Consider the following 24,681-nt stretch of genomic DNA (forward strand, 5'->3'; position numbering starts at 1 on the left):
GGTCAACGGGCCTCCTCCCGGGGTGCGGTGGTGCTCGCGACCCGGCCGGCCCTGGGCGAGGACCCGGGCACGTAGCCCGCGTCGATGAGCTGGTCGCGCGAGGCAAAGGCGCGCAGGATGCGCTCCTCCTGCTCGAGCACGGTGCGGTGCGCCTGGTCGAGCCCGCCGGCGAGCTCGACGTCGAAGATGTGGATGTAGAGAGTGCCGGTGAGCCGGTGTGCCTCGACCACGATCGAGCCCGGGACCAGAGAGGTCATCCCTGCGGTGGTGGTGAGGTAGCTGTCCGAGTGCCCCCGCAACCGCACGCGGATGACGGCGCCGTGCGGCTCACGGCGGCGCAGCACCATGACGGAGATCTGGGTGGAGGCGACGAGGACGTCCCACGCGAACCGAACCGCCAGGCGCACCACGCCCCAGGGCCGGAACCGGCCGTCGAACGGCGCCGCCGGCAGCGGGGCGACGGTGGTCACCACGAGCGCCACGCCGAGGCCGGCGATGGTGTTCGCGAGATTGATGTCCCCCCACAGCAGTACCCAGATGGCGGTGAGCCAGACGAGCATGCCCCAGGAGGTCCGGGGCCACCGGCGACGGCGGTTGTCGGGCGCGCTCATGCCGCACCTCCCGGCGCGGTCGCGGGCCCTGCGGCTGCGCCCGGTACGGGTGAGCCGGGCACGGCAGGTGCGCCGGGGGCCGGCGGCGCGTCCTCGACGGCCCCGCGCTCGCCCTCCTCGGCCACCTCGGGCGACTGCCCCGTGCCACGCCCGCCCTCGGGCAGCACGGAGTTGATGTACGGCGTCCGTGCTCGCAGGTCCTCCGCGGCCTGGTCGGTGTAGGTGAACAGGGGCCCGGCGAGGGCTGCGAGAACCAGCGAGAAGACCACGAGCGCACCGGCCGAGCCGACCATCGCGCGCGGCATGGTGGCCTCGGGCAGCGGCTCGGGCGCCTCCTGCCAGAACGCCATGTTCCAGGTCTTTGTGATCGCGTAGAGCGTCAGCAGCGAGGTGAGCAGGCCACCGGCGATCAGCGCCCAGGACATGGCCGTGCCCTGCTGGGCGGCCGCCTCGACGAGGCCCACCTTGCCCAGGAAGCCCGTCATGGGCGGGATGCCGGCCAGGTTCATCGCGGGCACGAAGAAGAGCACGGCGAGCAGGGGCGCCAGCCGCGCGAGGGAGCCCAGGCGCACCAGTGAGGTGGTGCCCCCGCGCCGCTCGATGAGCCCCGCCACGAGGAACAGGGAGGTCTGGACGGTGATGTGGTGGGCGACGTAGAAGATCGCCGCGGACAGGCCCGCCACGGTGCCCGTCGCGATGCCCCAGATCATGAACCCGATGTGGCTCACGAGGGTGAAGGAGAGCAGCCGCTTGATGTCCTCCTGGGCGACGGCGCCGAGGATCCCGATGATCATGGTGGCCAGCGCCACCCACAGCAGCAGGTCGTTGAGCCGCCCGTCGGGGAAGAGCAGCACCTGCGTGCGGATGACGGCGTACACGCCCACCTTGGTGAGCAGGCCGGCGAACACCGCGGTGACGGGCGCGGGCGCCGTCGGGTAGGAGTCGGGGAGCCAGGCGGAGAGGGGGAACATCGCCGCCTTGATGCCGAACGCGACCAGCAGCATGAGCTGCAGCACCAGCTGGGTGCCGGAGCCGACCTCGGGCAGCCGCAGCGCCAGCTGGGCCATGTTGACGGTGCCGGTGGCGGCGTAGATCAGCGCGATGGCGATGAGGAAGACCACGGAGCTGATGAGCGAGACGACCACGTAGATGGTGCCTGAACGGATCCGTTCACGGGTGCCCGAGAGCGTGATGAGCACGAAGCTGGCGGCGAGCAGGATCTCGAAGCCCACGTACAGGTTGAACAGGTCCCCTGCGAGGAACGCGTTGGACACCCCGGCGGACAGGATGAGGAAGGTGGGGTGGTAGATGACCACGGGCGCACCCTCGTCGCCGTCGGCCAGGCCCTGCGCCAGGGAGTAGACGAGCACCCCGAGGGTCACCGTCACCGAGATGACGAGCATGAGCGCGGCCAGCCGGTCCGCGACCAGGGCGATGCCCACCGGCGCGGCCCAGCCGCCGACGTCGAGCACGATCGGGCCGTCGTCGACCCGCACCAGCAGCACGACGGCGGTGACGAGGACCACCGAGAGGGTGGTGACGGAGACGATGCCCTGCAGGCGCCGGTACCTGGCCAGCGCGAGGGCGAACCCGGCGCCGATGAGCGGCAGCACGATGGGCAGTGTGACGAGCCAGGTCATCGGGCCTCCTCGTCGTCGGCGCCCAGGGCGGGCGGGTGGTGCCCGTGCGTGGCGTGCGCGAGCTCGTCCTCCTCCGCGGTGGAGGTCTCGTCGCGGGCCAGCGCGGCATCCTGGGCCAGCGTGGTGCCGGCGTCGTCGGTGGCCCGATCGGAGAGCTCGTCGCGCGCGGCCCGCCGCGCGAGGCGCCGGTCCTCGAGGTCGTCCTGCACCTCGTCGTGGCCGTTGAGCTGCCAGGACCGGTAGGCCATGGCGAGCAGGAACGCGGTCATCCCGAGGGTGATGACGATGGCGGTGAGGACCATCGCCTGGGGCAGGGGGTCGGACATGTCCTCCGGGGCGGTCTCGCCGAGGATCGGCGCCCCGCCCGCCCGCCCGCCGGCGACCAGCATGAGCACGTTGACGCCGTTGGAGATCAGCGCGATGCCGATGATCACGCGGGAGAGGGAACGTTCGAGGAGCAGGTAGACGCCGGTGCCCACGAGCACCGCGACCAGCACCACGAGCACCAGCGAGGGGGCCATCTCGATCATCGGGCACCTCCGCGGTTGGGGGTCGGCTCGTCCTGGGGGGCGCGGGTGTCCGGCGCGGGCAGCGCGTCGTCGGCCACCCGGCTCGGGTCGTCGAAGGCGATGTCCGGTGCCTGGTTGCCCTCGAGCTCGCCCTGCCTGTCCACCTCGGCGCCGAGCGAGCGCAGGATGTCCAGCACCAGCCCGATGACCACGAGGTAGACGCCGGTGTCGAAGAAGAGCGCGGTGGCCAGGTGGACGTCGCCGAAGATCGGCAAGGTCACGTCCACGACCGTGCTCTGCAGCACGGTGCCGCCCACCAGGGCCGGCACCAGGCCGGCGCCCGCGGCGAGGAACAGGCCGCTGCCGAGCAGGACGCCGGGGTGGACCGGGGCGGCCTCGCCGAGCTCGTAGCGCCCGCCTGCCAGGTACCGCACGATCAGCGCGATGCCGGCGACCAGCCCACCCGCGAAGCCGCCGCCGGGCGCGTTGTGCCCGGAGAAGAGCAGGAACACCGAGAAGACGAGCATCGAGTGGAACACCAGTCGCAGGCCCACCTCGAAGATCACCGAGCGGCGCTGCGGGGCGAGGGTGGCGCCACCGCTCAGCCAGGTGCGGTTGCGGCCGGGCACGCGGATGTTCTTGGCCGGGGTCTCCGAGCCGGGCGGGCGGCGCAGCTCGGCGGCGGGATCGGGCATGCCGCCCGACCACACGCCGTGCCGCTCGCGCGCCGCGGACAGGTGCGCCGCACGGTCGATGCGGCCGGTGCGGGCCCGCAGGAAGATCAGCGAGGCGACGCCGGTGGCGGCCACGACCACCACTGATATCTCACCCATCGTGTCCCAGGCGCGGATGTCGACGATGGTGACGTTGACGATGTTCTTGCCGTAGCCGAACTGGAAGGCCTCCGCGGGGAAGTCCACCGACACCGGCTCGTGCACGCGCGCCCCGGTGGCAAGGACCCCCAGGACCGCCACGGTGATGCCGACGACGGCGCCCAGGATGGCCCGCCACCACCGAGAGGTGGCCAGGGGCCGGTTGGAGAAATAGGCCGGCAGCCGGCGCAGCACCAGCACGAAGACGACCAGCGTGACCGTCTCGACGAGGGTCTGGGTCAGGGCGAGGTCGGGCGCGCCGTGCAGCTCGTAGAGCAGGGCGACGCCGTAGCCCGAGACGCCGAGGAGCAGCACGGCCTTGAGGCGGCGGCGGGCCCGGGCGACCAGGAACGCGGCGATCGCCACGATGAGCACCACGGCCCCCTGCATCGGGCTGTCCCACAGGCGGACCGAGACGGGCCACGTGTCCCCCAGGGTCAGGCCGACGGCACCGGCCGTGACGATAATCGTGATGAGGATGATGGAGAGGTAGGCCGGCAGCGAGCCGCGCTGCGTCAAGGCGGTCACGTCCGCGGCGAGGTTGTCGAGGAAGCGCAGCAGGGCCCGGTAGACGTCCTTGGCGCCGCGGACCTCCGGCATCGCGTCCTGGATCACCTCGACCCGGCGGCGGCCGGCGAACAGCGCCACACCGGCGGCGAGCACCGCGACCGTGGTGAGCAACGCCGGCCCCACCCCGCCCCAGAGCGTCAGGTGCCCGGGCTCACCGGGGTACGTGGCTGCGTACGGGGCCAGGGCGCGCTCGGTGGCGGCGGGCATGAGGCCGACGGCGAGGCTCCCCGCGGCGAGCACCACCGGGGCGGCCATGATCAGCCGGGAGGTCCGCTTGGCCTCGGGGACGGCGACGCCGGGCTTGTCGACGAAGGCGCCCCACCAGAAGCGCAGGGCGTAGGCGACGGTGAGCGCCGAGCCGACGGCGACCGCGACCAGCACCACCCAGTCCAGCGGCTCGCCACCGTGCGCCAGCGACTCCAGCGCCGCCTCCTTGGCGACGTACCCTGCCATCGGCGGGATCCCCGCCATGGACGCGGCCGCCAGCGCCGCGGCGACGGCGGTGACCGGCATGCGGCGGCCCAGCCCGGACAGCTCGCGCAGGTCACGGGTGCCCACCGACCAGTCGATGATGCCCACGATGAGGAACAGGGCGGCCTTGAACAGGGCGTGGGCGGCGAGCATGGCCAGGCCGGCCAGGGCCACGCCGGAGTCGCCGTAGCCGACCAGCACGATGATGAGGCCGAGCTGGGAGATGGTGCCGAACGCCAGGAGCAGCTTGAGGTCGTGCTGGCGCAGCGCGCGGTAGCCGCCGAGCAGGAGGCTGCCCAGGCCCGCGACGAGCACCGCCCACCGCCACACGGCCAGGTCGGCGAACCCGGGGGCGAAACGGGCCACCAGGTACACGCCCGCCTTGACCATGGCGGCCGCGTGCAGGTACGCGCTGACCGGCGTCGGGGCGGCCATGGCCGCAGGGAGCCAGAAGTGGAAGGGGATCTGCGCGGACTTGCTCAACGCGCCCAGCAGGACCAGGACGACGGCGGCCGGCACGAACGCGGGATGGGCGCCGGGGCCGAGCTCACCGGCGGCGGCGGACGACACGAGCTCGCTGATCCGGTAGGACCCGCCGTCGATCTCACCCAGGGCGATGAGACCGGCCAGCATCGCCAGACCGCCGAAGGTGGTGACGATGATCGCCTGCATGGCCGCCCGTCGGGAGGCCTGCCGGTCGTGGTAGTGGCCGATGAGCAGGAAGGAGAAGATCGTGGTCAGCTCCCAGAACACGTACAGCGCGAGGGAGTTGTCCGTGGTGACGAGGCCGAGCATGGCGCCGGCGAAGGCCACGAAGGCCCCGGCGAAGCGTCCCAGCGCCGTCGCGTGCGCGGAGAAGTAGGCCGCGCAGTACATCAGCACCAGGGCGCCGACACCGCCGACGATGAGCACCATCAGCCAGGCCAGCACGTCGAGCCGGAAGGCGAAGTCGATGCCGAGGGCGGGCACCCAGGTGACCTCCTGGACCGGCAGGTTGCCGGCGAGCACGTCGCCCGTCTGCATGGCCGCCCAGACGGCGGCCGCCCCGGGGACCGCCGCGAGGCCGAGGAAGGCCCGGCGCCCGAACCTGCTGACGACCGCCGGTGCGAGCAGGGCCGCAGCGGCGTGGATCATCAGCAGTTGCAGCACGGGCGGCTCCGTCGGTCGGGGGCGGGCGGGGATCGAGTTTTCATCCGGGCGGACGGCGCGCCCCCACCACCCAGGGAACCGACACGGCCGACGGCGGAGGCTTGGGGTGCGGGTCGATACTACCAACCGACCACCGACAGTTCGCCCTGCCCAACCATCTGCGGCGCCGAGCGAACGGGTATGTCGGTGCCCGGCGGTACGGTGTGGACGCTCACCAGACGCAGGGAGGACAACCCGTGCTGCAGACCGTCGCCATCGTCCTGGTCGCCGTCGCGACCGTCGTCGGCGTGGCGATCTTCACCCGTGGGGCGGCCGCGATCGCGGCGCAGGTGCGCGTGGGGCGGCCCGCGGCCGGCCGTCTTACCCCGGTCGGTCGGCGCGCCTGGACGGCGCTGGCCCAGATCCTGGGCCACGGCCACTTCCGCGGCCGGCCGGTGGTGCGGGCGGCGCACTGGGCCGTGATGCTCTCCTTCCCCCTGCTCTTCCTCACCCTCGTGACCGGCTACGGCCAGCTCGCCGACCCCGCGTTCGCACTGCCGCTGCTCGGTCATCTCCCGCCGGGGGAGTGGCTGACCGAGGCCATCGCCTGGCTGGGGCTGGTCGGCATCGTGGGGCTGATCGCCGTGCGGCTGCGCACCCAGCCTCGGCCGGCCGAGGAGCCCGAGACCGCCCGCCGCTCCCGGTTCTTCGGTTCCACCCGGTGGCAGGCGTACGTGGTCGAGGCGGTGATCCTCGCCGTCGTCCTGTGCGTCCTGGCGCTACGGGCGCTGGAGTACGCCTACTACGCGGGAGAGCCGGAGCTCGCTCGGTACGCCACCACGGTTCACTTCCCGCTGACGGCGTGGCTGGGCGAGACGCTGACCGGCAGCGGCCAGGCCACGCTGGCCACCGCGATCACCGTGGTCGCCGCCGTGAAGATCCTCGTCTCGGTGGGCTGGCTCGCGATCGTCGGGCTCCAGCCCTCGATGGGCGTGGCCTGGCACCGTTTCCTCGCAGTCCTCAACGTCTACGCCCGGCGCGAGCCCGGCGGCGGGCCGGCGCTGGGTCCGGCGCAGCCGCTGCTCGCCGACGGTGCACCGGTGACCCTGGAGACGCTGGAGGACCTCCCCGAGGACGCCACGCTCGGGGTGGGCACGCTCGCAGACTTCACGTGGAAAGGACTGCTGGACTTCAGCACATGCACCGAGTGCGGCCGCTGCCAGGACCAGTGCCCGGCGTGGAACACCGGCAAGCCCCTCTCCCCCAAGCTGTTCACCCTCGCGCTACGCGACCACGCCGCCGCGACCGCACCCTTCCTGCGCGCCGCGGCCGCCGCCTCGCCCGAGCAGCTCAGCGCGGCCACGCTCGCCGGGCGCGACGGGTTCACCCCGCACACCGGGGACGTGCTCGGCGCGCTGGCGGCCGTCGGCGCCACCGGACCCACGGGCGTGGCAGTGGGCCCGACGGCGCTGGTGCCGGACGTCATCGCCCCGGACGTGCTCTGGTCGTGCACCATGTGCGGGGCCTGCGTGCACCAGTGCCCGGTGGACATCGAGCACGTGGACCACATCCTCGACCTGCGCCGCCACGAGGTGCTCATGGCCTCAGCGTTCCCCGCGGAGCTCGGGCAGATGTTCAAGAAGCTCGAGACCAAGGGCAACCCGTGGGGCTTGGCCGCCCGCAAGCGCCTGGACTGGGCCAAGGACCTTGAGTTCGAGGTGCCGGTGGTCGGCGCCGACGTCGAGAGCGCCGCCGAGGTGGACTACCTGTTCTGGGTGGGGTGCGCCGGCGCGTTCGAGGACCGGGCGAAGAAGACCACCCGGGCGGTGGCCGAGCTGCTGCACACCGCCGGGGTCAGCTTCGCGGTCCTCGGTGACGGCGAGGCCTGCACCGGCGACCCGGCCCGGCGGGCCGGCAACGAGCTGCTCTTCCAGATGCTCGCCGCCCAGAACGTCGAGACCCTCACGGAGGCGCGCGCGCAGAAGATCGTCGTCACCTGCGCCCACTGCTTCAACACCCTCGCCCGGGAGTACCCCCAGCTGGGCGGGCGCTACGACGTCGTGCACCACACCCAGCTGCTGAACCGGCTCGTGCGCGAGGGCCGCCTGACCCCGGTGGCCCCGCCCGCAGCGGAGACCCGGACCATCACCTACCACGACCCGTGCTTCCTGGGCCGGCACAACCAGGTCTACGCCCCGCCCCGGGAGCTGCTCGGCGCACTGCCGGGGGCCACCGCTGTTGAGATGCCCCGGTCCGGCGAGACCGCCATGTGCTGCGGTGGCGGCGGGGCACGGGTGTGGATGGAGGAGAAGATCGGCACCCGCGTGAACGTGGAGCGGGCACGGGAGGCGGCCGCCACCGGCGCTACCGCGGTCGCCACCGCCTGCCCCTTCTGCACCACCATGCTCTCCGACGGCGTCGCGGCCAACGGGGACGAGGTGGAGGTCCTCGACGTCGCCCAGCTCCTCCTCGCCGGGGTGCGGCGCGGCCAGGACACCTGAGCGGGTCCCGGTGACGGACGCGACCGGGGACAGCCGGGCGGACTGGCTGCACCTGCCGGAGGTGGCCGACGCCCGCCGGCGCACCACGACGACGCTGCTGGCGGCGCAGGTGCTCGGGTCGCTCGGGATCGGCGCGGCACCGTCCGTGGGAGTGCTGCTCGCCGAGTCGGTGGCCGGGTCGGAGACCTGGGCCGGCATCGCCCGGGCGGCCACCACGGTCGGGGCTGCGCTGCTCGCGCTGCCGCTGGCCTCACTGGCGGCCCGGCACGGCCGGGCGCGTTCCCTCGCGCTGGGGTGGTCGCTCGCGGCCGCCGGCGCCGGCCTCCTCGTGCTTGCCGCGGTCACCGTCTCCGTGCCCCTGCTCGTGCTCGGCATGCTGGGAATGGGCGGCGGCGCGGCCACCCAGCTCCGAGCCCGTTTCGCCGCGACCGACCTGGCCGAGCCGGACCGGCGGGCCCGCAGCCTCGCACTGGTGGTCTGGGTGGGCACGCTGGGCGCAGTGGCCGGGCCGAACCTCGGGGTTCCCGGGGCGCCTGTCGAGGCGTGGGCGGGCCTGCCGCCGCTGGCAGGCGCGTTCGCGATCGGCGGGGTGCTGCTTGCGGTGACTGCCGTGGTCGTGCGGGTGGGGCTGCGCCCCGACCCCCTGCTCCTCGCCCAGCGTCACGTCGCGGCAGCCGCGGTGGGGCCCCGCCTCGCCCCGGGCCGGGCTGGTCTCTCCGAGGCGCTGGGGCTGGTGCGGGCGTCGCCGCCGGCCCGCCTGGCGCTGCTGTCGCTGGTGCTTGCCCACGTGTCGATGGTGTCCGTGATGACGATGACCCCCGTGCACCTGAGCCACCAGGGCGGCACGATCACCTTCATCGGGCTGACCATCAGCCTGCACGTGCTCGGCATGTTCGCGTTCGCCCCGGTGGTCGGTGCCGCGGCCGACCGGTACGGACAGGTACCGGTCATCATCGCCGGGCAGGGCGTCCTCGCCGCGGCGGCGGTGGTGGGAGCCACCGGTGCGGGGTCGCCGACGGTGGTCGCCGTCGCGCTGACCCTGCTGGGGCTGGGCTGGTCCGTGGTCACCGTGCCCGCCTCGGCGCTGTTGTCCGAGTCCGTGCCCGCGCCGGCCCGTCCCCTCGTGCAAGGCCTGGGCGACACCGCGATGAACGCAGCCGCCGCACTGGGAGCGATCGCCTCGGGGCCACTCATGGCACTGCTCGGGTTCCCGATGCTGGCCGCACTCGCCGGCCTTGTGGTGGTGCCGGTGCTGTGGCAGCTGCTGCGCCGGCGGGTGGCGGTCACCGGCTGAGACGAGCCGCATGGGGCTGCGGGTCGCCGGTCGGCGCACGACAGGGGCCCGGCGCACGGCCGGGCCCCTGTCTCAGCAGTCCGTCAGGACGACGTGGCCGCGACGCCGTTCGTCACCGGCGCACGTCGCGGTCCGTGTCGGTCTCCACCCGCTCCTTGCGAACCTGCTCGGTGACCTCGCGCTGCTCGGTCACCGTGTCCTTGCCGAGGGAGACCTTCTCAACGGGCACGGTTTCCTTGTCCACGACCACCTCGTCCTCGTGGAGCGTCACCTCCGCGACGTCATCCCCGATCTGGCCCGAGACGCGGTCGCCCGCGGTCACGGGCTCACGCTCGAGGCGGACCTCTTCACGGGTGACCGGCACGGTCTTGGTGACGTTCTCGGTGACGACGTACTTGCGCAGCCGGACCTTGCCGGCCTCACGCTGCCGGGTGCCGACGTCCACGCGCTCCTCCGAGCGGATCACCGAGGCGTCGTCGACGTCGCGGCGGTCGCGGTCGGTGTTCGTCGTGGCGGCCGTGCCTGCCGTGGTGCCGGTCGTGCCGGCCATGCCCGTCGTCGTCCCAGAGGTGTCGCCGTACCCGGACGTCGCGTAGTCCAGGCCGTAGTAGCGGTAGAGGTCCTCCTCCTCCTGGGGGGTGAGGTGCTGGTCCGCGTCCACCCGCGGGGCATCCTTGACCATGGCCTTGTCGTAGGGCACCCGGAGGTCGTCGCCCTGGGCCGTTGCCCGGTCGAGCGGGATGAAGGACTCCGAGGTGCCGAAGAGACCGGTCTTCACGGTGACCCAGGTCGGCTCGCCGGTGACGTCGTCCAGGAACAGCTGCCCGATGGAGCCGATCTTGTCGCCGGAGTCGGAGACAACGGCCCCTTTGCCATTGGCGAGCTGCTGGATGTGGGTGGTGGTGATCGAAGTCATGTGCGTCTCTCCTTGCTGGTTCGACGGCGGCGCCTGTCGTCCCGGGGGAGGGCCGAGCACGCCCCGGAGGGGCTGGCGCCGCTGGATTGCCTTGCCCAGTCAGGTTAGGCACGACCGGTTCACCCCCGCACGTCGAACGCGCCACAATCGCGTCAGTATTTTGTCGAGTGGTCGGACCGTCCGCCGAGCCGCTCCGTAGCGGCCGCTCCGCAGCAGCCGTCGTTCGGCTGTTTCGCGCGGGAAACTGAGGGAGCGCCAGCGTAGGTGACCTCGCCAGCGGATTGGACAAATGCGGACGCAATCGTTTCACAACCGCTTCACAGAGCACTGTCCCCAGCGTTCGCGGCGCCCCGGTGTCGGCCAGCGGCCAGCGTCCGGCTTCAGCCGGCGAGGTCACCCGGGTCCACCAGGAAGCCGTCGTCGTCGACGACCTCGCCACCGACGAGGGCCTGCAGGGCACCGGCGGCACGCTCGATCAGTTCTGCCGCTCGTGCGCGTGAACGGCGGACCTGCAGCGGGGGCCGGCCCCGGAAGGCCTGCTCCGGATGGGCCGGACGCCACCGGATCTCGTAGCCGACCACGCCCCCGGCAGCCCAGTCGGTCCCGCGCAGGACGGTGGGCACCTCGTCCAGACCCGCCGCCTCGATCTCCAGGAGATCACCGTCGCCAAGGTCCGAAAGAAGCATGTAGCCCTCGAGCTCCTGACCAGCGAGCTCCTCCGGAATGTCGTCCAGGGCCGAACGAACGGCCGGCAAGGTCTGCCGGAGCACCTGGAGCCCGGCGTCGTGGTCGAGCCAGACCGGGGCGAGGACGGTCAGGTCGATGGCGGCGTCGGCGTCGGGCACGACGACGGCGCCCGTGCCCGCCACCCGCAGGGCGCCGCGCAGCCGCCGCGCGATGGCGCGCAGGTGACCGAGCGCCTCCGCCTCGACGCCGGTGGGCACACCGCTGGGGAAGGCGTCGAGCAGGGGGTCGACGCCGCGCAGCTCGGCCGGCAGCGCGGCGCCGCGCTGCACCGGGCAGCTCAGGAGGTAGGCCTGCCGGGCCCATGCGGGAAGGTCGAAGGATCGGAGGAGGTCCGACTCGAGCGTCCAGGGGCCGGTCAGGTGCACGCCCGGCATGAGCTGAAGCTCGGCCGGGCCCGACCAGCCGGCGTCGGTGCTGCGTGAGACGGCGAGCGCCTCGACGTCCTGCGAGGTGACGTCCTCGGCGAGCACCAGCAGGTGGTGCGGGTCCGCGAGCACGCGGTCAAGGGTGGATGGTTGCGACATCGTGCGCCCAGGTCAGGAGATGGTGGTGCGCTGGAAGTTGACATGGGAGCGCGAGGCCGTCGGGCCACGCTGCCCCTGGTAGCGCGAGCCACGGGCGCCGGAGCCGTAGGGCGCCTCGGCCGCCGAGCTGAGCTTGAAGAAGCAGAGCTGGCCGATCTTCATGCCCGGCCAGAGCATGATTGGCATCGTCGCGGTGTTCGAGAGTTCGAGCGTGACGTGCCCGGTGAAGCCGGGGTCGATGAACCCGGCGGTGGAGTGGGTGAGCAGGCCCAGCCGGCCGAGGGACGACTTGCCCTCCAGCCTGGCGGCAATGTCGTCCGGCAACGTCACGGACTCGTAGGTGGCACCGAGGACGAACTCGCCCGGGTGCAGCACCAGGGGGGTGTCCGGGCCGGTGTCCACCAGACGGGTGAGCTCGGGCTGCGGCTGAGAGGGGTCGATGACCGGGTACTTGTGGTTGTCGAACAGCCGGAAGAGCCGATCGAGGCGCACGTCGAGGCTGGCCGGCTGGACCATCTCGGGCTCGTACGGGTCGAGCTTGACCCTGCCGGCGTCGATCTGGGCACGAATGTCGCGGTCAGAGAGCAGCACGCGTGCGATTGTGCCACCGACCGCACGAGCAGCCGCCGCCGGCTCACCTGGGGAACGAACTGCCCGGGGGCCGCTGCCGGTTAGTTCCTGAGCGGACGCCCCGTCGCGTCGGTGCTGTACTGACCGGTCTGGGCGGTCGCGAAGAGGATGCCCTCGACGATCCCCCAGATCTCCAGCCCGATCAGCACCAGCACGGCGATCGGGAGGAACAGGCCGAGGGTGACGATGCTCAGCACCCAGCTGCCCAGGTTCAGGCCGAGCTGGAGCCAGCCGCGGCTCATGTACCCGGCGTAGAAGTTGTGGATGCCCAGCGAGCCTAAGAAGATCCCCAGGACGCAGGCGAGAACGCGCGACTTCGCGTAGGGGTCGACGTAAGCGCCGTAACCGTAGCCGGGCTGGCCGTAGCCGGGCTGGCCGTAGCCGGGCTGGCCGTAGCCGGGCTGGCCGTAGCCGGGCTGGCCGTAGCCGGGCTGGCCGTAGCCGGGCTGGCCGTAGCCGGGCTGGCCGTAGCCGGGCTGGCCGTAGCCGGGCTGACCGTAGCCGGGCTGGCCGTAGCCGGGTTCACCGGTGACCGGGTCTGTGAAGCCAGCCTGCCCCTGCGCCGGGTTGTCGACCGCGTCTCGTGACGAGTCTTGCGGCGCCTGCCATCCCTCCTGGCGCTCGCCGCGCGACTCGTCGGGCCCGGGCTGCGTGGGGGAAGTCATCGCCCTGCTCTCTCGCTAGAGTTTCGTCGCACGCCACACGGATAGGTATAGTGGCGGCGCGCTCAAGTTAGCGCACGCGGGTGTAGTTCAATGGTAGAACTTCAGCTTCCCAAGCTGATAGCGCGGGTTCGATTCCCGTCACCCGCTCCATCCTTCGGCCAGGCCGGGAGGCTCGCGTCCCAGCCCGCCCCGGCGTCCTGCTCGTCTGCGTCCACGACGCCAGCCGCTCGCAGATGGTTGCTGCCTGGCTCCACCACCTCTCCGCCGGTGCGATCGAGGTCCGCTCCGCCGGCTCGGCGCCGGCAGACCAGGTCAACACCTCGGCCGTGCTGGTCATGGTGGGGGTGGGCATCGATATCGCCACCGAGCAGCCCAAGGTGCTGACCACCGAGGCGGTCATGGAGTCCGACGTCGTCATCACCATGGGCTGCGGAGACGCTTGCCCATCTTTCCCGGGCAAGCGCCACGAGGACTGGGAGCTGGACGACCCGGCCGGCAAGAGCGTCGCGGGCGTGCGCCGGTGCGCGACGAGATCAACGCCTGGGCTGATGAGCTCGTCGCGAGCCTCGTACCCGCCCGTTGACCGGGTGAATCTTTTCGATTCCCCTTCTCTCACGCGAACGGTCCCGTCACGATGGGAAGCGCCCGGGGACGCGCCCGCTGGCATCGAGGCAGGGGAACCTCATGGACGTCGCCCGTCGACGCGGGGCACACGCCACGCTCGCCACCGTTGCCGTGCTCGCCTCCGCACTGGCGCTCAGCTCGGCCGCCACCGCCGCGCCCGGCAAGCCCGGCGAGCCGCGCTATTCCGCCGGTGCTGCGGGCGCCGGTGACCCGTACTTCCCTCTTGCGGGCAACGGCGGCATCGATGTCCAGCACTACGACCTCGACCTTCGGTACACCCCGCCGGCCCCCGCGCCGGCCCCGCTCGAGGGCCGGCTCACGGCGGTCGCCACCATCGATCTCACCGCCACCCAGGACCTGGACCAGTTCAACCTCGATCTCCGCGGCCTCACCGCGACGTCCGTGACCGTCGACGGCAAGCCGGCCTCGTTCACCCAGCCCGGCGCCCTCGCGGTCGAGCGGCCCGAGGGCTCAACGCCTCAACCGAACGAGCTCGTCATCACGCCGCGGCCCAAGCTGAAGGAGGGCCGTACGGCCGAGGTGGTGATCGAGTACGGCGGCACGACCAAACAGCCTGTCGACATCGAGGGCGTGCCGTACGGCTGGGTGACCACCCGGGACGGCGCGATGGTGGCGAGCGAGCCGGAGGGGTCGGCGACGTGGTTCCCCGTCAGCGACCACCCGACGGACAAGGCGACGTTCACGTTCGACGTCACGGTGCCCGAGGGGCTCGTGGCCGTCGCCAACGGCGACCTCACTGGTGACACGACCACCGGCGGCTGGACCACGTGGTCCTGGGACGCCCCGGACCTGATGGCTCCGTACCTCGCCACGGCGACCGTGGGCAACTTCGAGCTGGCCGAGTACACGACGGAGGCGGGCGTGCCGATCATCGACGCCGTCGACCGCGACATCGCCGGCACCAACCGCACGACCACCGTCGCGACGCTCGCCCTGACCGGCGAGATGATGAAGTTCTTCGAGCATGTCTACGGCGAGTACCCCTTCATCGCCTACGGCTCGATCGTCGACGACGACTCCCTCGGGTATGCCCTCGAGACGCAGACCCGGTCGCTGTTCTCCCGCCGCGCCACCGAGGGCACTGCCGCGCACGAGCTCGCGCACTCCTGGGTGGGAAACGCCGTCAGCCCAGAGCGCTGGGCCGACATCTGGCTCAACGAGGGCTGGGCCACCTACAGCGAGTGGCTCTGGGCCGAGCACCGCGGCGGCGCCACGGCACAGGCCGCCTTCGAGACTGTCATGGAGATCCCCGCCGACGACGAGTTCTGGGACGTCGTCGTCGCGGACCCCGGTCCCACGGGCCTGTTCCTGGCGGCGATCTACGACCGCGGCGCCGCCACAATCCACGCCCTGCGCGTCAAGATCGGCGACAAGGCCTTCTTCGAGCTGACCCACGAGTGGGTCGACCGCCACGACGACGCCACCGCGACCACGGCCGACTTCGAGGCCCTGGCCGAGGAGATCTCCGGGCAGGACCTCGACGCCTTCTTCGCCGCTTGGCTGCACACCCCGGAGAAGCCGACCGACTGGTAGGCAACCGACCTCGCCGGGGAGCCGCCCGCCGCGCACGCGGCCGGGCTCGGGCGTAGCGTCCGGGACTATGGACTTTCGCCTCGAGCTCGTCCAGGTGCCGGTCTCCGACGTCGACCGCGCCATCGCGTTCTACACCGAGAAGGCCGGGTTCGTGCTCGACCACGACCACGACGTGGGTGGCGGGATCCGCTTCGTCCAGCTCACGCCCCCAGGTTCGCCGGCGTCGATCTCGTTCGGCTCCGGCCTGACGGCCATGACGCCCGGGTCGCTCGAGGGGCTGCAGATGGTGGTCACCGACATCGAGGCCGCCCGCGCGGAGCTTGCGGGGCGCGGGCTCGCCGTGAGCGAGATCCAGGACCTGCCCTGGGGCTCCTTCGTCTTCTTCAGCGACCCGGACGGCAACGGCTGGGCGGTGCAGCAGATCACCCCGCGCGACCCCGCCGAGGCGTGAGAGCGGCGCCACCACAGGTCCATCAGGCTTCCTCCTGCTCGTCGTCGTTGCTGTGCCCCTGTCCGGTGACCGCCGCGGGCTTGTGCGCCCGGACGATCGCGGCGTGCATGCCGTCGGCCACCTCGTGCGTGAACGTCACCGTCGCGTCGACGAACCCTGCGGCCGCGAGGCCGTCGAGGTAGTCCTGACGGGAGAGCGCCCCGGCGATGCAGCCCACGTGGGAGCCGCGCGCCAGGCGGTCGGCGTGCGTGAGCCGGTCCTCCGCGACGACGTCGCTGATGCCGATGCGCCCACCGGGGGCGAGCACGCGACCCATCTCCGCGAGGACGGCTGGCTTGTCGGTGGAGAGGTTGACCACGCAGTTGGAGATGACCACGTCGACCGCGGCGTCGGGCAGCGGTACGTCCTCGATCGTGCCATCGAGGAACTCAACGTTGGTGGCACCGGCGCGGGCAGCGTTGGCGCGGGCGAGCTGCAACATCTCCTCGGTCATGTCCACGCCGTAGGCGTACCCCTCGGGCCCCACCCGGCGGGCGGAGAGCAGGACGTCGATGCCGCCGCCCGAGCCGAGATCGAGTACCCGCTCACCAGGGTGGAGATCGGCGACGGCGACGGGGTTGCCGCAGCCCAACGAGGCCAGCACGGCTTCCTCGGGCAGGTCCGCGGTGCTGGCCGGGTCGTACAGCCGGACGCCGAAGCGCTGGTCGGTCTCCAGGGGTTGGGCGGGGCCACAGCACCCGTCGTCGCAGCAGCCCGAGGCGTCCCGCCTGCCGACGGCCCGGGCCGCGGCGGCGTAGTGGTCGCGAACCTGCTCGCGCAGGTCGTCTGTCGCGCTCATGGGCTCCATCCATCGAAGTTCGTCGATGCATGAGATTGCCACCACCATCGACATCTGTCAATATCGACGCGCATCAATAGTTGGTAGGGTCGTCGCATGACTCAGCGGACCGTGCTGCCCCTCGCGGAGGAGTGCTGCGCGCCGATCGCGCGCGAACCACTAGGAGCGCGCTCCGCCGTCGAGCTCGCCGGCATCCTCAAGGCCATCGCCGAGCCGACCCGGCTGCGTCTGCTCTCCCTCATCTCGGCACAGCCCGAAGGGTCGATGTGCGTGTGCGATCTGACCGAGCCGGTGGGCCTGACCCAACCGACGGTCTCCCACCACCTCAAGGTGCTCGTCGACGCGGGCATCCTCACCCGCGAGAAGCGCGGCGTGAACGCCTACTACGCGCTCGTGCCCGAGGCCCTCGACAGCCTCGCCGCCGTCCTGGCCACCTCGACGCCCTGACGCCCTGACGCCTGACGCCCACCACGTCGGCACACGGGACCTTCGTGCCTGCCGCCACCGCGCCCTGCCTCCTAGCGTGGTAGCTGGGACCCGATGGCCGAGGAGCTCGCCATGACGCTCAGCGAAGTTCACCCCCGCCCGGCGGTCGCCAGCCGGCGAATCGGGTACGTCCTCGCGGCGATGATCGACGCGGCGTTGTTGTACGTGGTCAACGCGTGGCCCGGCTGGGACGCGGTGCCGTTCCTGACACCCGACACGGCGGCGGTGCTCGCCCCGGTCAACGCCTCCCTGCTCGTGGGGCTCGTCGCGAACGCGGTGTACCTGGCCCGTGACACCCGCCCCCTCCGGGCATTGGGCGACCTGGCGACCACGTCCGTCGGTCTCGCCGCACTCGTGCGCCTCTGGCAGGTCTTCCCGTTCGATTTCGGCGCCGCCGCATCCTCCTGGGACCTTGTCGCCCGCGTCCTGCTGGTGCTCGGGATCGCCGGCAGCGTGGTCGCGATCGTCGTCGCGCTGGTCACCCTGGTCCGGCCCCCCGCCCGCCGGCGCTGACGCCGTCGACCACGCGCGCGGAGCGCCGCGCCGCGAGGGTGCGCCACAGCCAGCCCGAGGGCACCTCGTGCCCGTGCAGCACGTACTCACGGGTGGCCTCGTCCAGCAGCACGTTGTCCAGGTCCTGCCGGGCCCCGGGCTGCCCGCCGAGCAGGATCTCGTCGCCTTCCGTCAGGATGAGGTCGTCGCCGGGCGCGACGCGCTCGGCTCCGTCCCGGACGAGGACCAGCGCCACCGCGGCGATCGACAGCTCGCGGTCGTGCGAGTCGCGTAGCAGGTCGCCCAGGCGCGCCTGCCCGGTGCGCAGCCACGGCAGGAGCGTGGGCGTGTCGGCGGCCGTGAGCGCCAGCTGCCACGTGACGACCTCGCCGGTCCCGCACCGCTGCACCAGTCGGTCGACCATCTCCTTCGACCACGCCTCGTCGCGGTCGGCGATCTCCCGGAGCAGGTGCAGCAGCACCGGGCTGCCCAGATAGGCGAGCACCTGGTGGGCCACCACCGCGGGCGGCACCACCACGAGGTCCGGGTCCAGTGCCTGGTAGAGCGGCTCGTTGGCGGGGGCGTTCTGCCGGGCGACCAGGAAGAGCTTCGGGTTCGCGCGCCGGCCGGCTGCGACCAGCGCGAGGTTGGCGACGTCATCGTCGGTCGCCGCGATGAGGCCGACGGCGCCGGCGACGTCGGCGAGCGCCATGACCGCGTCCTCCGGCTCGTCGGTGCGGATGACGCTCGGGTCGGTGCTCGTCGTCGTGCCCCGGTCGACGACCGTCACCTCCAGCCCGGCGCGACGCAGGTCGGTCGTCAGCTCCTGCCCGAACCGGCCGTACCCGCAGACCACCCACCGCCCGGCCCGCACCGGCACACCACGGGGCGGCATCGGCTCCCCCGGTATGCCGGTCAGCCACTGGATCAGCTGGTAGCCGGCCGGCGCCTGCAGGGCGAGGCGCAGCCGGTCGCCGAAGAGGTCGAAGGGGTTGATGACGGCGGCGCGGCTGAAGGACTCCATCTGCTCGGCGACGTGCCGGGAGAGCGTGCGCGCCACGATGGGCAGGTCCGGTCGCAGCAGGCCCGCTGCGACGGTGACGGCCAGGTTGGTGGAGTCGTCCTCGGTCAGCGCGAGGACGCCCGCGCAGTGCCGGTGCTCGAGCCCTGCGGCGATGAGGTGGCCCGGGTTGGCGGGGTCTCCCACCAGGCCCGGCACGTCGGCGTGGTAGGCCCGGGTGTCCAGCTCGGCGATCCGCGTCTCGGACGGGTCCACCGCCACGAACAGCCGGCGCCGCGCGTCGAGCGCGTCGCCCAGGCGCCGGCCCGTCTCCCCCTGTCCCGCGATGAGCCAGAACGGCTGGCGCAGGCGTGCCACCTTGCGGGCGAAACGCTGCAGCGCGACCGCGCGCCGGAACTCGCGGTCCTGCACCAGCGCCAGCAGCGTCCCGATCGCGTACGCCCAGCCCACCACGGTGAGGAAGATCGCGAGGGTGAGCCAGAGCCGCTGGGCCTCGGTGTAGGGGTACGGGATCTCGCCGAAGCCGATGGTCGTCGCGGTGTAGGCCATCACGTAGAACGCGTGCAGCATGCCCATCTGGCGTGGCTGTCCGTCCGGGCCCTGGCCGGGGATGAGCATCAGGCCCAGCACGCTGACGGCGAAGATGAGGACCAGGACGATCAGCGGCGGGCGCATCTTGCGCAGCACGAGGAAGACGGCGGCGGTGGCCTGCTCGCGCGGTGCGCCGCGCAGGGCCAGCACCTCCTCGGGCGGCGTGGGTGCCGGCCCGAACAGGCGGGCCCAGAAGGTCAGGAGCGGGTTGCCCACGGTTGCCCAGGGTCTCTACCGGCGGTGGAAGGAGACGGTCTCGACGAGGAGCAGCGTGACCGAGATGAGGTTGGCCAGCAGCGCCCCGCCGGACAGGGACACCACGGAGGCGGTGGCTTCCGGGCTCGGCAGGCCGACCGTCGTCGCCTCGGCGTAGGACCACACCGTGGCGGCCGCGATGAGCTGCAGGTCCGCCACCAGGCTGGTGGCCAGGTGCACGGCGCCGATCTGCGTCCGATCGCCGAACTTGAGCACGGTGGCGATGAGGTTGACGACGACTGCTGCGAACAGCTCGATCGGGTTGTGCACCGCCGGGTCGGCGATGTCGCCGAGGAAGAAGCCGAAGTTCAAGGTGGCGGCGAGCACCACGAAGAAGCCGAAGATCACCTTCTCGAGGTTCATCGTGGCCCCCGGCGTCGTCGCCTCCGGAACATCCGCATCGTACGGGCGCGGCCCCGGCCGCGCCTGCGGGACCGGGAAACCGCGGAACCACGAGGCCGCGTGACCACGTGACCGCGAGACAACCGGGCCGGCGGCGCCCAGCGGCGGTCAGACCCAGCCCGCGAGCGCCCGCACCGGCCCGAGCGCCCACCACGTCGCCGCCGCCAGGACGACGGCGAAGCTCAGCACCCACATCTGCCGCGGGAGCCAGGTGAGCTGGCCGAGCACCGCGGGGTCGGAACCGGGCGACGGCCGGGACAGCACCGCCCCGAGGTGCCGCCACGCACCGACGACGAGGAAGACGCCCATGCCCAGCACGACGGCGGCCTGCAGCGTCGCCGGGCCCCACCACCACAGCGCCGCCGTCACGGCCGTCAACGCCACCATCACCGCGGCCGTGTACCAGGAGCGCACCCTCACCAGGGCGCCGAGCAGCAGGGCCGCGGTCACGCCGAGCACCGGCGGCGCCCAGCCCGCCGCCGCGGCCTGGACGGACAGGGCGCCGACCACCGCGGGGGCCGGGTAGCCGGCCCACGTGGACAGCACTCGCCCCGCGCCTCGGGCCGGGCCGACCGTCACGGCGTGGCCCGACATGTCGCCGCGCAGCACGAGGCCGGTGAAGCGGCGCCCGCACAGCACCCCGACGACGGCGTGCCCCAGCTCGTGCACGACGGTCACCAGCACCCGCGCCTGGCGCCACACCGGCGGCACGAGCACCACCGCCGCCACGGCGGCGAGGACCAGGAGCACAACGGCGCCGACGTCACCGACGGCGTCGGGCTGCATCCGGGCCCACGCCTGGCCCCACCACCGGCCCACGGCAGCACCCACATCGTCCACCCGGTCATCCTCTCGCGGCCCGCGGGTGGGCCGAGAAGGCCTTTCCGCCCACCTGCACCGTCACCCTCTCGAGAGGCGGACCGGGGCGGCGCCCCATAGGAATAGACGGTGACCACCTACGGATTCCACGCCTCGCACGAGCAGATCGCGCCCAGTCGGCTGCTCGCCGACGTCCAGGCCGCCGAGCAGGCCGGCTTCGCCATGGCCATGTGCTCGGACCACTTCGCCCCGTGGAGCGTCCGGCAGGGCCACTCCGGGTTCACGTGGTCGTGGCTCGGTGCGGCGCTGGCCACGACGTCGCTGCGGCTGGGCTGCGTCAACGCCCCCGGGCAGCGCTACCACCCCGCCATCGTGGCGCAGGCCGCGGCCACGCTCGGCGAGATGTTCCCCGGCCGGTTCTGGGTGGCCCTGGGGTCCGGGCAGGCCATGAACGAGCACATCACCGGAGACCGCTGGCCTACCAAGGACACCCGGCTACGCCGGCTGGAGGAGTGCGTGCACGTCATCCGCCGCCTGCACGCCGGCGAGGAGGTCACCCACGACGGGCTCGTGACGGTGGACCGCGCCCAGCTGTACGACCGGCCGACCGAGCCGATCCCCCTGATCGCCGCCGCCATCTCCCCGGCCACCGCCGCCCGCGGGGCCCGCTGGGCCGACGGGCTCATCACCATCAACCAGCCGCTCGACACCCTTCGTGCGGTGGTCGCGGCCTACCGGGACCACGGCGGACGCGGCCCCCTGGCCCTCCAGGTGCACCTGTCCTGGGCACCCACACACGACGAGGCGCTGGCCGTCGCACGGGACCAGTGGCGCAGCAACATCTTCGCCGAGCCGCTCAGCCTGGACCTGCCCACCCCGGAGCACTTCGACATCGCCAGCAGCGACGTCACCGACGCCTCGGTCACCGCCGCCGTCAACGTCTCGGCGGACCCGGAACGCCACGTGGCATGGCTGACGGAGTACGCGGCGCTCGGCTTCGACGAGATCTACCTGCACCACGTGGGCCAGGACCAGCGGGCCTGGCTCGAGACCGCAGCCACCGCCGTCCTCCCGGCCCTGGCCGGCTGACGCCACCGAGCACGAGGAGCACCCATGCGCATGACCGAGACCTCCGACCTGTGGTGGAAGAACGCCGTCATCTACTGCCTGGACATCGAGACGTTCTTCGACGCCGACGGCGACGGCACCGGTGACATCGCCGGCCTCGCCGAGCGCATCGACTACCTCGCCGAGCTGGGCGTGACCTGCCTGTGGCTCATGCCCTTCTACCCCACGCCCGACCGCGACGACGGCTACGACGTCACCGACTACTACGGCGTCGACCGCCGCCTGGGCAACCACGGCGACGTGGTCGAGCTCATCCGCACCGCCAACGACCGCGGCATGCGGGTGATCGCGGACCTGTTGATCAACCACACCTCCGACCAGCACCCGTGGTTCAAATCCGCCCGCGCCAGCAAGGACAGCCCGTACAGGGACTTCTACGTGTGGCGCTCGGACACCCCGCCGGACACCTCCGACCAGGTGGTCTTCCCCGACAAGGAGGACTCCATCTGGGAGCTGGACGAGAAGACCGGTGAGTGGTACCTCCACCACTTCTACTCCCACCAGCCCGACCTCAACATCGCAAACCCCCGGGTCCGCGACGAGATCATGAAGACCATCGGGTTCTGGCTCGAGCTGGGCGTGAGCGGCTTCCGGGTCGACGCCGTGCCGTTCTTCCTCTCCGACGTGGGCCTCCAGCCCGAGGACAAGGAGGTCGGCGACCCCCACACCTACCTCAAGCAGATGCGCGCCTTCCTCGGCCGGCGTCGTGGCGACGCGATCCTGCTCGGCGAGGTGAACCTGCCCCACGACGAGCAGCAGCTCTACTTCGGGCAGAACGGCGGCGACGAGCTCAACATGCTCTTCGACTTCATCACCATGCAGAACCTCTACCTCGCCCTCGCCCGCGCGGACGCCCGCCCGCTCGTCGACGCGCTGGTACGACGCCCGCCGATCCCGCCGGACTGCCAGTGGGCGACCTTCCTGCGCAACCACGACGAGCTCACCCTCGACAAGCTCTCCGAGGAGGAGCGCGGCGAGGTCTTCGCCGCCTTCGGGCCCGACCCTGAGATGCAGGTGTTCGGCCGCGGCCTCAAGCGCCGGGTGCCGCCCATGCTCGACGGCGACCCCCGCCGGGTCCGCATGGCCTACTCGCTGCTGTTCTCCCTGCCCGGCACCCCGACGCTGTACTACGGCGAGGAGATCGGCATGGGCGAGGACCTGCGCGCCGAGGGCCGGATGGCTGTGCGCACGCCCATGCAGTGGTCGGACGACACCAATGCCGGCTTCTCCACCGCCCCGGCGCGCCGGCTGGTCGGCCGTGTCGTCGAGGGCGGCTACGGGCCCGAGCACGTCAATGCGGCCGCCCAGGTGCGCGACCCGGACTCGCTGTGGAACTTCATCCGCAACGTCATTCAGACCTACCGCTCCTGCCCGGAGCTGGGGTGGGGGTCGCTGACCGTCCTGGACCAGCCCCACCACCACGTGCTCGCCCACCAGCTCACCTGGCACACCTCCTCGATCGTGGCGGTGCACAACCTCTCCTCCGAGCCGGTCACCGTGCCGCTCAGGCCGGCCGTGCCCGGCGCCACCGCCGTGATGGACCTGCTGCAGCACGGTCACTGCGACGTGGAGGACGGCGCCGTCGAGCTGGCGCTGGAGGGGTACGGCTACCGGTGGCTGCGGGTGATGCACGACGGCGAGCGTCGCCTGCCCTGAGACCTTTCCGGCGTGCCCTGACTCCTTGCGTGCCGCGAAATTGTCGCGGCTCGCCTCCAGAAATCCGTTCGCGGCGCGGCAGAAATGCCGGTCGGGCACCGTCCGAAGAATTCCGGCGAGGAAATTCGGTTGAGCCGCCGTCCACCTCAGGGGTATCCCTGAGGTGGACTCCCTTACGCCTGAGGTCGTAGGGGCTGCCCGCAGGTTCATTCTTGTGGCGGATGTGCCGAACGGAAGCCGGCGACCATTCTTGGGTAACACGGGCCGCTCAGCGACATTGCCGCACGGCCACCAAGAGGAAGGTCGACCATGCTGCCCAGCACCACGGTGCGCCCGCCACGCGGGGTGCGCCTCGCACTCCGGGTGGGCTACCCGCTCGCTGGCGTGCTGCTCGCCCTCGGGCTCACGCTGATCCTGGAGTGGGTGGCCCACTCGACCACCTTCGACGGCGTCCTCGGCCGCGGCGGCTACGTGGGCGAGCCCGTCGCGCTCGCCATCGGGGCGGTCCTGGGTCTGGTGCTCGGCCTGGTGTGGGCGCTCTCGGTCCTCGGCGAGGCCCTGCGCGCCCACGTGAGCTCTCGCTCGGTCACGCTCGTGTGGGACGACGCGCGGGTGAGCGTGCCACGTTCGCTGGTCGAGGCCGTGGTGCTCGACGCCGACCTGGTGCTCGTCGGTGCCGGCACGGTCGAGCTCGCCCGGGTGCGCTGCGACCTGGACCGAGCCGAGCTGTACGCGGCGCTGGCCGCGCACGGCTATCCCGAACCGCTCCAGGACGACCCGAACGGGACCCAGTTCGTGCCCTGGCGCCGGACCGACACGGAGCTGCCCCGCCAGGAGCGCCGCCTGCTCGCCGCCCGCGGCGCGGCGCTGGCCGAGGGGGGCCATGGCGACGCCGAGCTGCTGCGCCGTCAGCTGGCCGCCCGCGGCGTCATGGTGCGCGACATGCACCGCCCGGGCCGGCGCAGCCGCGTCCAGGAGTGGCGAGCGGTGGCGCCCATGGTGGCTGCCCCTGGCGTGACCCCGGCCGTCGTGCCCTCGGGTGCACGGCGCGCCGGCCGCCCGGCGTCCGCCACGGACGGGCTTGACGCGGACAGCGCTCACGCGGCCGCCGTCCCCGCTCCGCGTACGCTCACCACCGCGCACGCGGCCGCCGCCGCCTGAGCCGGCGCCACGCGCCGGATCTAGCCACATATCGGCAAACATCCGGTAAAATCTTCCACGAGCGCGTCTCCTGGCGGTTTGCCAGACGTTGGGCGAGCGCGCGCCGCCTACGCCGGGAGCTGTTG

General features: G+C 72.3%; 21 protein-coding genes, 1 tRNA gene and 1 pseudogene. 11 read left to right on the top strand and 12 right to left on the bottom strand.

Annotated elements, in window-relative coordinates; all coding sequences use genetic code 11:
* Positions 1-2: 2 nt before the first annotated feature.
* The 4 genes from FE374_RS17660 to FE374_RS17675 are packed head-to-tail and all read right to left on the bottom strand — an operon-like array spanning position 3 to position 5,822.
* The gene (locus FE374_RS17660) at positions 3-611 is read right to left on the bottom strand and encodes a Na+/H+ antiporter subunit E (protein WP_139930685.1); all 609 of its coding nucleotides are present in this window, start codon (positions 609-611) and stop codon (positions 3-5) included.
* On the bottom strand, positions 608-2,251 hold the full coding sequence (locus FE374_RS17665; RefSeq protein ID WP_139930687.1) for a Na+/H+ antiporter subunit D: 1,644 nt from the start codon (positions 2,249-2,251) through the stop codon (positions 608-610). The genes FE374_RS17660 and FE374_RS17665 overlap by 4 nt, the downstream gene beginning before the upstream one ends.
* Positions 2,248-2,781 carry a Na(+)/H(+) antiporter subunit C gene (locus FE374_RS17670; RefSeq protein ID WP_179957334.1) on the bottom strand — a complete coding sequence of 178 codons (534 nt, stop codon included), beginning with the start codon at positions 2,779-2,781 and terminating at the stop codon, positions 2,248-2,250. The genes FE374_RS17665 and FE374_RS17670 overlap by 4 nt, the downstream gene beginning before the upstream one ends.
* On the bottom strand, positions 2,778-5,822 hold the full coding sequence (locus tag FE374_RS17675) for a Na+/H+ antiporter subunit A (protein WP_139930689.1): 3,045 nt from the start codon (positions 5,820-5,822) through the stop codon (positions 2,778-2,780). Before FE374_RS17675 ends, FE374_RS17670 begins: the two co-directional genes overlap by 4 nt.
* A gap of 236 nt (positions 5,823-6,058) precedes the next feature.
* On the opposite strand from FE374_RS17675, the gene FE374_RS17680 reads away from it, so the two are divergent.
* The gene (locus tag FE374_RS17680) at positions 6,059-8,302 is read left to right on the top strand and encodes a (Fe-S)-binding protein (protein WP_139930691.1); all 2,244 of its coding nucleotides are present in this window, start codon (positions 6,059-6,061) and stop codon (positions 8,300-8,302) included.
* A gap of 10 nt (positions 8,303-8,312) precedes the next feature.
* Positions 8,313-9,596, top strand: a complete 1,284-nt coding sequence (locus tag FE374_RS17685) for an MFS transporter (RefSeq protein WP_230978379.1) — start codon at positions 8,313-8,315, stop codon at positions 9,594-9,596.
* A 112-nt stretch (positions 9,597-9,708) separates the two neighbouring features.
* On the opposite strand, the gene FE374_RS17690 is transcribed toward FE374_RS17685, so the two are convergent.
* The 4 genes from FE374_RS17690 to FE374_RS17705 form a co-directional block, all read right to left on the bottom strand.
* Positions 9,709-10,512: a YsnF/AvaK domain-containing protein gene (locus tag FE374_RS17690; RefSeq protein WP_139930692.1), complete on the bottom strand. Its 804-nt coding sequence runs from the start codon at positions 10,510-10,512 to the stop codon at positions 9,709-9,711.
* Positions 10,513-10,892: 380 nt separating this feature from the next.
* Positions 10,893-11,756, bottom strand: coding sequence for a hypothetical protein (locus FE374_RS17695; protein WP_139930694.1), 864 nt, complete (start codon positions 11,754-11,756; stop codon positions 10,893-10,895).
* A 39-nt stretch (positions 11,757-11,795) separates the two neighbouring features.
* Positions 11,796-12,374: a dCTP deaminase gene (gene dcd, locus FE374_RS17700; RefSeq protein WP_139930696.1), complete on the bottom strand. Its 579-nt coding sequence runs from the start codon at positions 12,372-12,374 to the stop codon at positions 11,796-11,798.
* An 80-nt stretch (positions 12,375-12,454) separates the two neighbouring features.
* A complete protein-coding gene (locus FE374_RS17705) occupies positions 12,455-13,078 on the bottom strand; it encodes a TM2 domain-containing protein (protein WP_139930698.1) in 624 nt (207 codons plus the stop codon).
* Between the two features lie 76 nt (positions 13,079-13,154).
* Between FE374_RS17705 and FE374_RS17710 the strand changes: the two genes are divergently transcribed.
* The 4 genes and pseudogenes from FE374_RS17710 to FE374_RS17725 all read left to right on the top strand — a co-directional run bounded on the left by FE374_RS17710 (position 13,155) and on the right by FE374_RS17725 (position 15,707).
* A tRNA-Gly gene (locus FE374_RS17710) sits at positions 13,155-13,228 on the top strand.
* An 83-nt stretch (positions 13,229-13,311) separates the two neighbouring features.
* Positions 13,312-13,661: pseudogene (locus FE374_RS17715) on the top strand (arsenate reductase/protein-tyrosine-phosphatase family protein).
* A gap of 101 nt (positions 13,662-13,762) precedes the next feature.
* Positions 13,763-15,256, top strand: coding sequence for a M1 family metallopeptidase (locus FE374_RS17720; RefSeq protein WP_139930700.1), 1,494 nt, complete (start codon positions 13,763-13,765; stop codon positions 15,254-15,256).
* 67 nt (positions 15,257-15,323) lie between these two features.
* Positions 15,324-15,707, top strand: coding sequence for a VOC family protein (locus tag FE374_RS17725; RefSeq protein ID WP_139930702.1), 384 nt, complete (start codon positions 15,324-15,326; stop codon positions 15,705-15,707).
* Between the two features lie 22 nt (positions 15,708-15,729).
* On the opposite strand, the gene arsM is transcribed toward FE374_RS17725, so the two are convergent.
* A complete protein-coding gene (gene arsM, locus FE374_RS17730) occupies positions 15,730-16,545 on the bottom strand; it encodes an arsenite methyltransferase (RefSeq protein WP_139930704.1) in 816 nt (271 codons plus the stop codon).
* A gap of 96 nt (positions 16,546-16,641) precedes the next feature.
* Between arsM and FE374_RS17735 the strand changes: the two genes are divergently transcribed.
* Both FE374_RS17735 and FE374_RS17740 read left to right on the top strand, forming a co-directional pair.
* Positions 16,642-16,992, top strand: a complete 351-nt coding sequence (locus FE374_RS17735; protein ID WP_139930706.1) for an ArsR/SmtB family transcription factor — start codon at positions 16,642-16,644, stop codon at positions 16,990-16,992.
* A gap of 111 nt (positions 16,993-17,103) precedes the next feature.
* A complete protein-coding gene (locus tag FE374_RS17740; protein ID WP_139930708.1) occupies positions 17,104-17,544 on the top strand; it encodes a hypothetical protein in 441 nt (146 codons plus the stop codon).
* Here the strand turns inward: FE374_RS17740 and FE374_RS17745 are convergent.
* The 3 genes from FE374_RS17745 to FE374_RS17755 all read right to left on the bottom strand — a co-directional run bounded on the left by FE374_RS17745 (position 17,510) and on the right by FE374_RS17755 (position 20,632).
* Complete coding sequence (locus FE374_RS17745) at positions 17,510-19,351, bottom strand: NAD-binding protein (RefSeq protein ID WP_139930711.1); 1,842 nt, start codon at positions 19,349-19,351, stop codon at positions 17,510-17,512. The genes FE374_RS17740 and FE374_RS17745 overlap by 35 nt on opposite strands.
* Positions 19,352-19,366: 15 nt before the next feature.
* On the bottom strand, positions 19,367-19,753 hold the full coding sequence (locus FE374_RS17750; RefSeq protein ID WP_139930712.1) for a DUF6394 family protein: 387 nt from the start codon (positions 19,751-19,753) through the stop codon (positions 19,367-19,369).
* 147 nt (positions 19,754-19,900) lie between these two features.
* Positions 19,901-20,632, bottom strand: coding sequence for a M50 family metallopeptidase (locus FE374_RS17755; RefSeq protein ID WP_230978380.1), 732 nt, complete (start codon positions 20,630-20,632; stop codon positions 19,901-19,903).
* A 108-nt stretch (positions 20,633-20,740) separates the two neighbouring features.
* On the opposite strand from FE374_RS17755, the gene FE374_RS17760 reads away from it, so the two are divergent.
* The 3 genes from FE374_RS17760 (at position 20,741) to FE374_RS17770 (ending at position 24,556) form a co-directional block, all read left to right on the top strand.
* The gene (locus FE374_RS17760; RefSeq protein WP_139930714.1) at positions 20,741-21,700 is read left to right on the top strand and encodes a TIGR03885 family FMN-dependent LLM class oxidoreductase; all 960 of its coding nucleotides are present in this window, start codon (positions 20,741-20,743) and stop codon (positions 21,698-21,700) included.
* A gap of 24 nt (positions 21,701-21,724) precedes the next feature.
* Positions 21,725-23,395, top strand: coding sequence for an alpha-amylase family protein (locus FE374_RS17765; RefSeq protein WP_139930717.1), 1,671 nt, complete (start codon positions 21,725-21,727; stop codon positions 23,393-23,395).
* Positions 23,396-23,704: 309 nt separating this feature from the next.
* Positions 23,705-24,556: a YqeB family protein gene (locus FE374_RS17770; protein ID WP_139930719.1), complete on the top strand. Its 852-nt coding sequence runs from the start codon at positions 23,705-23,707 to the stop codon at positions 24,554-24,556.
* Positions 24,557-24,681: the final 125 nt, after the last annotated feature.

This window comes from Georgenia yuyongxinii (assembly GCF_006352065.1).
In the GTDB taxonomy this organism is placed as follows: Bacteria; Actinomycetota; Actinomycetes; order Actinomycetales; family Actinomycetaceae; genus Georgenia; species Georgenia yuyongxinii.

What these genes read in the sequence shown, in the direction of transcription:
- FE374_RS17660 (WP_139930685.1), bottom strand. Translation starts at nt 611, where the DNA reads ATGAGCGCGCCCGACAACCGCCGTCGCCGGTGGCCCCGGACCTCCTGG.
- FE374_RS17665 (WP_139930687.1), bottom strand. Translation starts at nt 2,251, where the DNA reads ATGACCTGGCTCGTCACACTGCCCATCGTGCTGCCGCTCATCGGCGCC.
- FE374_RS17670 (WP_179957334.1), bottom strand. Translation starts at nt 2,781, where the DNA reads ATGATCGAGATGGCCCCCTCGCTGGTGCTCGTGGTGCTGGTCGCGGTG.
- FE374_RS17690 (WP_139930692.1), bottom strand. Translation starts at nt 10,512, where the DNA reads ATGACTTCGATCACCACCACCCACATCCAGCAGCTCGCCAATGGCAAA.
- FE374_RS17705 (WP_139930698.1), bottom strand. Translation starts at nt 13,078, where the DNA reads ATGACTTCCCCCACGCAGCCCGGGCCCGACGAGTCGCGCGGCGAGCGC.
- FE374_RS17720 (WP_139930700.1), top strand. Translation starts at nt 13,763, where the DNA reads ATGGACGTCGCCCGTCGACGCGGGGCACACGCCACGCTCGCCACCGTT.
- FE374_RS17725 (WP_139930702.1), top strand. Translation starts at nt 15,324, where the DNA reads ATGGACTTTCGCCTCGAGCTCGTCCAGGTGCCGGTCTCCGACGTCGAC.
- arsM (WP_139930704.1), bottom strand. Translation starts at nt 16,545, where the DNA reads ATGAGCGCGACAGACGACCTGCGCGAGCAGGTTCGCGACCACTACGCC.
- FE374_RS17735 (WP_139930706.1), top strand. Translation starts at nt 16,642, where the DNA reads ATGACTCAGCGGACCGTGCTGCCCCTCGCGGAGGAGTGCTGCGCGCCG.
- FE374_RS17740 (WP_139930708.1), top strand. Translation starts at nt 17,104, where the DNA reads ATGACGCTCAGCGAAGTTCACCCCCGCCCGGCGGTCGCCAGCCGGCGA.
- FE374_RS17750 (WP_139930712.1), bottom strand. Translation starts at nt 19,753, where the DNA reads ATGAACCTCGAGAAGGTGATCTTCGGCTTCTTCGTGGTGCTCGCCGCC.
- FE374_RS17765 (WP_139930717.1), top strand. Translation starts at nt 21,725, where the DNA reads ATGCGCATGACCGAGACCTCCGACCTGTGGTGGAAGAACGCCGTCATC.
- FE374_RS17770 (WP_139930719.1), top strand. Translation starts at nt 23,705, where the DNA reads ATGCTGCCCAGCACCACGGTGCGCCCGCCACGCGGGGTGCGCCTCGCA.